This is a genomic window from Clostridium sp. Cult1, assembly GCF_021655095.1.
Lineage (GTDB): Bacteria > Bacillota > Clostridia > Tissierellales > Tepidimicrobiaceae > Schnuerera.
In genome coordinates, this window is sequence record NZ_PPXW01000001.1 from 2,405,930 (window position 1) to 2,417,353 (window position 11,424).

At 33.8% G+C, this 11,424-nt stretch carries 9 protein-coding genes; all 9 read left to right on the top strand.

Annotated elements, in window-relative coordinates:
- The first annotated feature begins 24 nt into the window (after positions 1–24).
- A complete protein-coding gene (locus C3E89_RS11995; RefSeq protein WP_236913178.1) occupies positions 25–1,236 on the top strand; it encodes an electron transfer flavoprotein subunit alpha in 1,212 nt (403 codons plus the stop codon).
- Between the two features lie 119 nt (positions 1,237–1,355).
- On the top strand, positions 1,356–3,413 hold the full coding sequence (locus C3E89_RS12000; RefSeq protein WP_236913179.1) for a sigma-54 interaction domain-containing protein: 2,058 nt from the start codon (positions 1,356–1,358) through the stop codon (positions 3,411–3,413).
- A gap of 266 nt (positions 3,414–3,679) precedes the next feature.
- Positions 3,680–5,458: an indolepyruvate ferredoxin oxidoreductase subunit alpha gene (gene iorA, locus C3E89_RS12005; RefSeq protein ID WP_236913180.1), complete on the top strand. Its 1,779-nt coding sequence runs from the start codon at positions 3,680–3,682 to the stop codon at positions 5,456–5,458.
- Between the two features lies 1 nt (position 5,459).
- Positions 5,460–6,050: an indolepyruvate oxidoreductase subunit beta gene (locus tag C3E89_RS12010; protein ID WP_236913181.1), complete on the top strand. Its 591-nt coding sequence runs from the start codon at positions 5,460–5,462 to the stop codon at positions 6,048–6,050.
- Between the two features lie 80 nt (positions 6,051–6,130).
- Entirely contained in the window at positions 6,131–7,033 is a 903-nt protein-coding gene (locus tag C3E89_RS12015; RefSeq protein ID WP_236913182.1) for a bifunctional enoyl-CoA hydratase/phosphate acetyltransferase, read from the top strand.
- A gap of 44 nt (positions 7,034–7,077) precedes the next feature.
- Positions 7,078–8,172, top strand: coding sequence for a histidinol-phosphate transaminase (hisC, locus tag C3E89_RS12020; protein ID WP_236913183.1), 1,095 nt, complete (start codon positions 7,078–7,080; stop codon positions 8,170–8,172).
- A gap of 37 nt (positions 8,173–8,209) precedes the next feature.
- On the top strand, positions 8,210–9,277 hold the full coding sequence (gene buk / locus C3E89_RS12025) for a butyrate kinase (RefSeq protein WP_236913184.1): 1,068 nt from the start codon (positions 8,210–8,212) through the stop codon (positions 9,275–9,277).
- Between the two features lie 160 nt (positions 9,278–9,437).
- Entirely contained in the window at positions 9,438–10,703 is a 1,266-nt protein-coding gene (locus C3E89_RS12030) for a Glu/Leu/Phe/Val family dehydrogenase (protein ID WP_236913185.1), read from the top strand.
- 123 nt (positions 10,704–10,826) lie between these two features.
- The coding region (locus tag C3E89_RS12035) for a DNA glycosylase (RefSeq protein ID WP_236913186.1) at positions 10,827–11,424 on the top strand (598 nt) is incomplete at its 3' end.

Consider the following 11,424-nt stretch of genomic DNA (forward strand, 5'->3'; position numbering starts at 1 on the left):
ATATTCTTGAGAGGAGGATAAGGTATGGCAGTAAAAGTATTGGTAGAAAAATGTATTGGTTGTGGCGTATGTGTTAGCGTTTGCCCTTTTGAAGCTATTGATATGGTAGATGATAAAGCCTTTATAACAGAAAAATGTACTGCATGTGGCGCATGTGTTGAAGAGTGCCCTGTAGAAGCTATAGAAAAGGAAGAAGAGAAAAAACAAGGAGTAAATATAGAAGAATATGAAGGGGTTTGGGTTTTTGCAGAACAAAGAGATGGAAACTTGATGAATGTTTCTATAGAACTTCTTGGAGAAGGTAGAAAAATTGCTGATGAATTGGGAACGGAATTAACAGCCATTTTATTAGGCAGAAATGTTAATAATTTAGCAGAGAAATTAGTGAAATATGGAGCAGATAAAGTACTCTATGCAGATAGCCCTCATTTAGAAGTATATACAACAGATGGATATACTAAAGTGATATGTGATTTAATAAGGACAAGAAAACCTGAAATAATGTTAATTGGTGCTACTAATATAGGTAGAGATTTAGGGCCGAGAATTTCAGCTAGAATACACACAGGGCTTACAGCAGATTGTACAAGACTTGATGTAGATTTAGAAAATAGAAGATTGATGCAAACTCGTCCAGCATTTGGTGGGAATTTAATGGCAACTATAATATGTCCAAACCACAGGCCTCAGATGTCCACCGTTAGGCCAGGAGTTATGGAAAAAGCTAAATATGATGAGAATGGAAAAGGGGAAATTGAAGTATTTGATCCTCAATTAAATGAAGAGGATATTAGGGCAAAAGTTGTAGAATATATTAAAGAAAAGAAAGCTCAAGTAAAATTGGAAGAAGCTCCTATTATAGTATCGGGTGGTAGAGGATTAGGAAATCCAGAAGGATTTAAACTTATAGAGGAATTGGCAGAAAAATTAGGTGGAGTAGTAGGGGCTAGTCGTGCTACTGTAGATGCAGGCTGGATAGAACAATCCCATCAAGTTGGTCAAACAGGTAAAACTGTAAGACCAGGATTATATATTGCTTGTGGTATATCTGGAGCAATTCAACATTTAGCTGGTATGCAGGATTCAAAGATTATTATTGCTATAAATAAGGATAAGGACGCACCTATATTCCAAGTTGCTGATTATGGGATAGTTGGCGATGTATATGAAGTATTACCAGAATTGATAGAAGGATTAGATAATATAGATGATATAATGGAAATTGCAAAAGTTTAGGATGATATTTAAAGGATGTAGAGAATTCTCTACATCCTTTAAAATTATAGATAATTGCATGATGAGTCTAATTATTATAAAATTAAATATATAAAGAATATAGAATATGGAGAGATTATATGAAGAAAACTCTAACCATTATAAGTTATAGCATAGAATCTATAAATGCTTACTATGCTCAAATAAAAAGTCTGTTTTCAGACAATATTATCGTCAACAAAATAACCATAGATGATATAAAAATTCATAAGAATATAGATGCAGATGTAATATTGATTCCATCTTATGATATGTTTAAAAAGGTAAAGGAATATATAAAAAAAGGTACGGATTTAATATTTGCCAACAGAACCATATCTAAATCAGGATTAGAAAAAATAATGGATATTGAAGAAGGGACAGAAGTAATATTAATTGATGAAAGTTCGGAAATGACAGAGCAAATGATTTCTGTAATTTACCAGTTAGGTGGAAGCCATATTGATTTGAAATCCTATTGGTCAGTAGAAGAGGATATTGAAGATAAGACTATAATTATACTGGGACAATCTAACTATCTACCTAATTCGGCAAAAAAAATAATAAATATAGGAAACAGCCTATTAGACTTTAACACAATAATAGATATTGGAATGAAATTCAATCTAATGTATATGCTAAATAGAAAGGATATAGGTACAAGTTATAAAGAGGTTAAGACTGCTAACTTTGGTTTAGCCGAAATTTTAGGACAATCTAATAGTCGAGAAAGTCAGTTGGATATACTACTAGAAGTTATCGATGCAGGAGTAATTGGGATTAATACTAATGGAACTATATTTTTATACAATGATCACGCAAAAAAGATATTAGAATTAAAAGAGGAACATGTTATTAGTAAAAACGGAATAGAGCTGTTCACTCAAATTCCCTTTAATTTTACCCTTCAATCTTTAAAACCAGTGGAAGAAAAAATTATAAAAATAAAAGGGGAAGATGTTATTGTAACTGTAAATCCACTCATACATTCAGAAAAACTATATGGAGCCGTTGCTATAATAAGAAAATATAGGGATACGGAAAACAAACAGCATATGTTGCGGAAAAAGTTGGTAGGTAAAGGTTATAAGGCAAGGTATGATTTTAACCATATTATAGGGAAAAGCAATGCTATCAATAAATGTAAGGATATTGCTAAAAGGATGGCAAAATCTAATTCCTCAATTCTAATTACAGGAGAAACAGGAACGGGAAAAGAGCTATTTGCTCAGGCAATTCACAATAACTCCCCGAGAAATAGATATCAATTCGTCCCCGTCAATTGTGGTGCCTTTCCTGAAAGCCTTTTGGAAAGTGAATTGTTTGGATATGAAGAAGGAGCCTTTACTGGAGCTCGGAAAGGCGGAAAACCGGGGTTATTTGAATTAGCCCATAATGGAACTCTATTTTTAGATGAAATTGCTGAGATGCCAATGAATCTTCAAGTAAAACTGCTAAGGGTTTTGCAGGAAAGGGAAGTAGTAAGAATTGGCGGTGACAGAATAATAAATGTAGATATTAGAATAGTAGCTGCCACCAATAGAGATTTAAAAAGTATGGTAAAAAGGGGAGAGTTTAGACAGGATCTATATTATAGATTAAATGTACTTCCCTTAAATATTCCACCTTTAAGGGAAAGAAGAGAAGATATATTATTCCTGATAGAAGAGGTACAAAAACAGTTCAATAGTAATTTCACCTTAACTGAAAAAGCAAAAGAGTTATTACTAAGCCATAATTGGGAAGGAAATGTAAGGGAGTTAAGAAATTATGTTGAGTATTTTGTTAATTTGGATTCCAAAATAATAAAGGCTAAAGATCTGCCTTTTAGCTATGATCTAGAAATGGAGGATGAGCTAGATATAGGAGGAAAAGGCGGGATAATAATGAAATTTATTGAAACTACAGGCAATGATATAAGAAAATATATTTTTATATTAGAGGAACTACAAAAGGCTTATATAGATAATAGAAGACTTGGAAGAAGAAGTATTCACCGAATAGCAAAATCAAAGGGAATATTTCTAAGTGAGCAGGAAATAAGGACAATGCTGGCAGAACTTGAAAAATTATTCATGGTAAAGGTATCAAAGGGAAGAACTGGGACAGTAATAACAAAAGAAGGCATACGGGCATTGGAGTATTTAAGAATGGGTTAAAAGGGGTATAAAGGTCACCCCTTTTAACCCATTTATTATAATTGGACAATGAGTTCATCTGTAAAAATTTTAACTTGTGGAATACTTTTAACGAATTACCTTGTTCCATTCAATATATATAATCATATTTTCAATAATTATTGTAATTTTGAAAATATAAAATAGTGGCATAAATTTTGCAATTATTATATCTTGAACTAATTTTATATGCATTCAGTTATTTCAAAATGGGTAAATAATATAATCAAGAAGGAGGAGGAAATAATATGAAAAAGCTGTTAACAGGAAACGAAGCTATAGCCCTAGGGGCTTATGAAGCAGGGATTCATTATGCTGCTGCATATCCTGGAACACCAAGTACGGAAATATTAGAAAATATTGCCCCCTATAAAGAAGAAATAATTGCAGAATGGGCACCAAATGAAAAAGTTGCATTGGAATCTGCTTTAGGTGCTTCCATATATGGAGCTAGATCCCTTGCTGCTATGAAACACGTAGGATTAAATGTGGCTGCTGATCCTTTTTTTACTATCGGTTATACAGGAGTAAATGGAGGAATGGTACTAATTACTGCTGATGATCCAGGCCTTCATTCATCACAAAATGAGCAGGATAACAGATATTATGCTAAATTTGGAAAGGTAGCTATGATAGAACCAAGTGATAGTCAGGAAGCTAAGGACATGGTTAAAGCTGCCATGGAAATAAGTGAAGAGTTTGATACTTTGGTTTTAATGAGACTAACTACTAGAATATGCCATAGTAAATCAGTAGTGAAAGTAGGAGAAAGGAAGGAAGTACCTTTAAAACCCTATAAAAAGGATTTGCAAAAATACTATGTAGCCCCTGCAGTTGCTAAACAATTACATGTAGAAGTAGAAGAAAGACTTAAAAGACTAGAAAAGTTTTCTAATGAAACTGATCTAAACTATATTGAGTGGAATGATAAAAAAATGGGAGTAATTTCTGCAGGAGTAGCTTATCAGTATGCTAGGGAGATATTTGGAAATAAGGCATCCTATTTAAAGCTAGGCTTCACTTTTCCTCTTCCAATGGAGAAAATTAGAAAGTTTGCTGAAGAAGTAGAAATCCTTTATGTAGTAGAGGAATTGGAGCCTTTCATGGAGGAACAAATTAAAGCAGCTGGTATAGATTGTATAGGAAAAGATAAGATCCCTAATATTTGGGAACTAAATCCAGAAATAGTTGAAAAATCTTTACTAGAGAAGGATAGAGAGACTATAGATTATGATAAATCCATTGTTGTAAATAGACCTCCAACTCTTTGTGCAGGTTGTCCTCATAGGGGATTCTTCTATCAATTGAGCAAAAGAAAGAATGTTATGATCTCTGGAGACATAGGTTGCTATACTCTAGGGGGAGCAGCTCCATTAAACGCAATGGATACAACTATATGTATGGGAGCGAGTGTCAGTTTAGGCCATGGTGCTAAACGGGTAATCGACAAATATAATGACGAAATGAGAGTAGTAAGCGTTATTGGTGATTCTACTTTCTTCCATTCTGGTATGACTAGTCTTCTAGATGTGGTATATAATAAGGGAAATACCATTACCTGTATTTTGGATAATAGAGTAACTGGTATGACAGGCCATCAGGATAATCCTGGTACTGGATATACCCTTCAAGGAGAAATTACTGATATGGCGGATATTCCCAAAATAGTTGAAGCTTTAGGGGTTAAGAATATTAAAACCGTTAATCCATTAAGGGTAGATGAAATGAAAGAAGCCTTCGACTGGGCCTTTGATTTAGATGAACCTTCAGTAATTATTTCAAGATGGCCTTGTGCCCTTAAGAAATATTCTGAATATGATAAAGAAGAATTTGGACAGCTATCGGGAGTATGTGAAGTAGATAGAGAAAAATGTATTGGATGTAGAATATGTGTTAATACTGGATGTCCAGCAATACATTTTGATAAAGAAAATAAGAAATCAAATATTGATGATGTACAATGTGTAGGTTGCGAATTATGTATGCAAGTATGTCCGGTTAAAGCGATAGAGAAGGTAGGTGAATAGGATGGCAGATGTAAAAAGTATATTATTAGTAGGAGTAGGTGGACAGGGAACGATTTTAGCAAGTAAAATATTGTCAACAGGTCTCCTTGAAGCCGGATATGATGTTAAAATGTCTGAAATCCACGGTATGGCTCAAAGAGGAGGCAGTGTTTCTACCCAGGTAAGGTATGGAAATAAGGTTTTTTCACCTATTATAGGTAAAGGAGAAGCAGATATATTAGTTTCCTTTGAATCCATGGAGGCACTAAGGTGGTTAGAGTACTTAAAGCCTAATGGCAAGGTTGTAGTAAACGATTATGAAATACCTTCAGCACCAATACTTGCAGGAAAACAGGATTATCCAAAAGGAGTAATCAATATAATTGAAAATAAAGCAAATGCTAGCGTAATAAATGCAGGAAAAATTGCTGAGGAGCTAGGTAATACAAAAGTTATGAATGTGGTACTATTTGGTGCATTAATTAAAGCTATGGATCTAACCCATATAGATTGGGAGAAGGTTATTAAAGATACTGTAAAAGAAAAATTTGTAGATATAAATATAAAGGCTTTTCACGCTGGAATGGATTCAGTAGAATTGATGAATGCCTAGATTTGAAGATTGTTCAGTAAGAGGGATATCCTTTTGCTGAGCAATTGCTTTTACAATAATTTCATATGGGGAGAGTTGTTATGGTAATTAGAAATTTTGATGAATTGATAAGAAAGGTTTGGAATTTTGATAAGAAGAGAAAGGTTGCTGTAGTAGTTGCTGAAGATCAACATACTTTGGAAGCAGTCTTTAAGGCTAAAGAAGATAATATATTAGATCCTATATTAATAGGAAATAAGGATAGAATTAAGAAAATATTAGACACAAAAAATTATTCCCTAGAGGATGAATCCATTATAGATGTAGAAGATGAAGTAGCTGCTGCCTATAAAGGGGTAGAATTGGTAAAGATGAATAGGGCAGATTTTATAATGAAGGGGAAGATACAAACTGCAGATCTTTTAAAGGCTGTAGTTCATAAAGAGAAGGGGATTAGGACAGGAAACCTTATGTCTCATTTTGCTATTTTAGAGGTACCAACCTACCATAAACTATTGGTTATTACCGATGGAGGTATGGTTATGTATCCAGATAAAGAAGAGAAAAAGCAGATAATAGAAAATGCAGTAGGCATTTTAACAGCTCTTGGCTATGAAAAACCTAAAGTAGGTATTTTATCTGCTGTAGAAAAGGTTAATCCAAAAATGCAAGAGACAGTGGATGCAGATGAGTTAAAGCAGATGAACGAAAAGGGACAAATTAAAGATTGTGTTATTGAAGGACCTATATCCTATGATTTGGCTATGAATAGACAATCAGCAGAGATAAAAGGTTTTAACAGTCCTGTAGCAGGGGATGTAGATATATTAATTACTCCCAATATGACATCAGGCAATGTATTAGCCAAATCCCTTATATATTCAGGAAATTCTAAAATGGCAGGACTTATAGTTGGAGCCCAAGTTCCCATTGTGCTAACATCTAGAGGAGCTTCTACAGAAGAAAAATATCTATCTTTAGTATTGTCAGCAGCAGCTGTTTAAAGACTATAAGTTTTTAATATAAATCTATAAAGGAGAATGATAGTATGACTAAAAGTCTATTTAGAAATGAATTGTCCAAGTTAAAGCCATATGTACCGGGAAAACCCATAGAAGAAGTCCAACGGGAATATGGAATAGATGAAGTTGTAAAACTGGCTTCCAACGAAAATCAATTAGGGCCATCACCAAAGGCTGTTGAAGCAATTAAGAAGGAGCTAAATAATATAAATATATATCCTGATCCAGGAGCTATGGAATTAAGAAGGGAATTAGCTAGTAAGCACGGCTTAGAAGTAGAGAATATTGTTGTAGGAAATGGTGGAGAGCAAATATTACAAATGGTTGCAGAAGCTTTCATAAATCCAGGGGATGAGCTTGTAACATCAAGTACCACCTTTACTATTCTAGGAATCTGGGTAGAACATATGGGTGGAAAAAATGTAACTGTTTCTATGGATAACTATAAACAAGATTTTAAAGGATATATTGAAAGGATAAACGATAAGACTAAATTAATATATGTTTGTAATCCAAACAATCCTTTAGGAAATATAATGACAAAGGATGAAGTTGAATACCTTGTGGAAAATGTCCCAGATGATGTAGTTATAATATTTGATGAAGCATATTATGATTTTGCTAAAGTGAATCCTGATTATCCTGAAACATTGGAGATATTGAAGAAAAGACCAAATACTATTATACTACGAACCTTCTCAAAGGTAACAGGAATTGCAGGAATACGTGTAGGCTATGTACTTACATCAAAGGAAATTGCTACTGAAATGAGTAAGATTAAAGGTACTTTCAATGTAAATAGACTTGCACAGGCTGCAGCTATTGGAGCATTAAGGGATGAGGAGCATATTAACAAAACAGTTGAATTAAACTATAAATGTTTAAGCATGATGGAAGAATGCTTTGAAAGTCTTGGCCTTGAATATATAAAATCAAATGCTAATTTTATATTTGTAAATGTAAAAAGGGATTCAAAGCTAGTATCTCAGGAATTATTAAAGAGAGGTATAATAATAAAAGCAGGTCATATTTGGGGCTGGGATACTTGGCTAAGAGTAAGTACAGGAACATTAGAGCAAATAGAGAAATTCATAATTGTACTTAAGGAAGTACTTCAATAATTAAATGGAGTCTAATAGATAAGAAAGGAGACCAATAATGAGCTATAAGATATTGGCTATTAATCCAGGCTCAACTTCTACAAAAATAGCATTATATGAAGATGAAAAAGAGATTTTCACTAAGACCTTAGAACATCCTATTGAAATTATTGAAAAGTTTGGAAATGTCCAAGAACAGTATGAGATGAGGAAGGATTTAGTAATGTCCTTTTTAGAAAAGGAAGGTTATGATATCCATGAATTATCAGCTGTTGTAGGAAGAGGAGGTATGCTTCCACCAGTAAAATCTGGAGCCTATATAGTAAATGAGACGATGCTTGAGACCCTTGAGAAAAGACCTGCTATGGAACATGCTTCAAATTTAGGAGCACCTATTGCTTATGCAATAGCAAAGGCTGCAGGCATTAAAGCCTATATATACGATTCGGTGAGAACAGATGAATTAATTGACATAGCAAGGATATCTGGTATGCCAGAAATCCCAAGGACTAGCACTTGCCATGTACTTAATACCAGAGCTGTGGCTATAAAGGCAGCTAAGAAATATAATAGGATGTATAAGGATATGAATATTGTTGTGGCTCATTTAGGTGGGGGAATATCTTTAAATGTTCATGAAAAAGGACGTATAGTAGATATAATCTCTGATGATGAAGGGCCATTTTCCCCTGAGAGAGCTGGTAGGGTTCCATGTAGGGAACTTATAGAATTATGTTATTTAGGAAAATATGACAAAAGCACAATGCATAGAAAGTTGAGAGGTAATGGAGGGTTAAAAGCTTACCTAAATACATTAGATGCAAGGGAAGTTGAAAAGATGATCGAAGAGGGAGATGAAGAAGCTAAGCTAATCTATGAAGCAATGGCTTATCAAGTAGCTAAAGGGATAGGAGAGCTTGCTACAGTAGTAGAAGGAAAAGTGGATTTGATTATTCTAACAGGGGGAATTGCATATTCTAAAATGATGACTTCATGGATAACAAAGAGGGTACAATATATTGCACCAGTTGAAATAATGCCAGGTGAAAATGAAATGGAATCTTTAGCTTATGGAATACTACGAGTATTAAAGGGGGAAGAAGAAGCTAGAGAATATATTGAATAGAAGTTTAAGTTAATTTTAATTATATTTGTTTCTACTTGAACTTATTTTATCCCAATGATAAAATAGATATGGCAATAAAATAACTAACTAAAATATTTGCATAATAAAGTGGTTGAATTGAAAACCTTTTCACAGACTAAATAAAGGGAGGTATAGTATAATGTCAAAAGAAAGTTTAAATCCATTGGAAAGTGCTCAGAAACAGGTGAAAGCAGCTTGTGATGCTTTAGGCTTAGAACCAGCTGTATATGAAATATTAAAGGAACCTCAAAGAATGATTGAAGTTTCAATACCAGTAAAGATGGACGATGGTACTATGAAAGTATTCAAAGGTTATAGGGCGGTACATAATGACGCCATAGGACCTGGTAAGGGTGGTATTAGGTTCCATCCAGGAGTAAATCCTGATGAAGTAAAAGCCCTATCCGTTTGGATGACATTTAAATGTGGAGTAATGGGCGTTCCTTATGGTGGAGGAAAAGGTGGAATAACAGTAGACCCATTGACTTTATCTAAAGGAGAATTAGAAAGGCTTTCAAGAGGTTATATACGTGGGCTTTATAAATATCTAGGTGAAAAAATAGATGTACCTGCTCCAGACGTAGGAAGCAATGGACAAGTTATGGCATGGATGGTAGATGAATATAATAGATTAACTGGCGGATCAAATCTTGGAGTACTTACTGGAAAACCAGTGGAATGGGGCGGCTCAAAAGGTAGAAACGAAGCAACAGGTTTTGGTGTTTCAGTAATTGCTAGGGAAGCAGCTAGAGAACTTGGAATTGAAATGAAGGGTGCCAAAGTTGCAGTACAAGGTTTTGGAAATGTAGGAAGCTATACAGTGAAAAATGTTCAAGGCCAAGGGGCTACAATAGTAGCAGTTGGTGAGTGGGCACCATCTGTTGGAACTTATGCATTATATAATGAAGATGGTTTAGACTTTGCTGATATGAAAGCTTATATGGATGAACATAAGAATTTAGTTGGGTATCCAAAAGCTAAACAAATATCTCTGGATGAATTTTGGGGATTAGATGTAGATATACTTATACCTGCAGCTTTAGAAAATGCTGTAACAGTTGAAGTAGCAGAAAAGATTAACGCTAAACTAGTATGTGAAGCAGCTAATGGTCCAATTACACCAGATGCTGATAAAGTATTAGAAAGAAGAGGAATCCCTGTTACACCAGATATTTTAACAAATGCAGGTGGAGTAACAGTATCCTATTTTGAATGGGTACAAAATTTATATGGATACTATTGGGAAGAAAAAGAAGTAGAAGAAAAACAAGAAATTGCAATGGTTAATGCCTTTAAAGATATATGGGCTCTAAAACAAGAAAAGGACGTTACAATAAGAGAAGCTGCTTATATGATTTCAGTTAAAAAAGTAGCTGACGTAATGAAATTAAGAGGATGGTATTAATAAAATTGGACAGTGGGGACGGTTATAGCCGTCCCATTTTTTATGGACAAAGCACCTGTCCCCTCGTCCACTGTCTTAATTAAATTATTTGGGGTATAATAATTAAGGCGGAGGTGAAGTAAGATGAATTACAATGCAATAGAAAAAGACAATCAAATAGTAATAAAAAACATGATGGATTTTGAACCTAAACATATTTTTGAATGTGGTCAGGCCTTTAGATGGCATGTGGAGGAAGATGATAGTTATACAGCTATCCACAAAAGCAAAGTAATTAATGTAAAAAGAGATGGAAAGGATATTATATTTTCTAATACCAATATGGAAGATTTTGAAAACATATGGTATGATTATTTTGATTTAGGTAGAGATTATGGAGAGATAAAAAAAGAATTATCTAAAGACCCAATACTTAATGAAGCTATTAAATTTGGCGAAGGTATAAGGATACTGAATCAAGAACCTTATGAAACAACCATATCCTTCATAATATCCGCCAATAATCAAATACCAAGGATAAAAAGATCCATAGAGTTAATCAGTCAAAAGTATGGAGAATCTATAGGCTCATATAATGAAAAGGAGTATTTTTCCTTCCCTAGTTCAGAAATTTTAGCTAGCATAGATGAAAAGGAGTTAGAAGATAATTGTAAGGTAGGTTATAGGGCTAAATACATTGTGAATACTTCTAAAATGATTAAAAATAAAGAAATAGACTTAG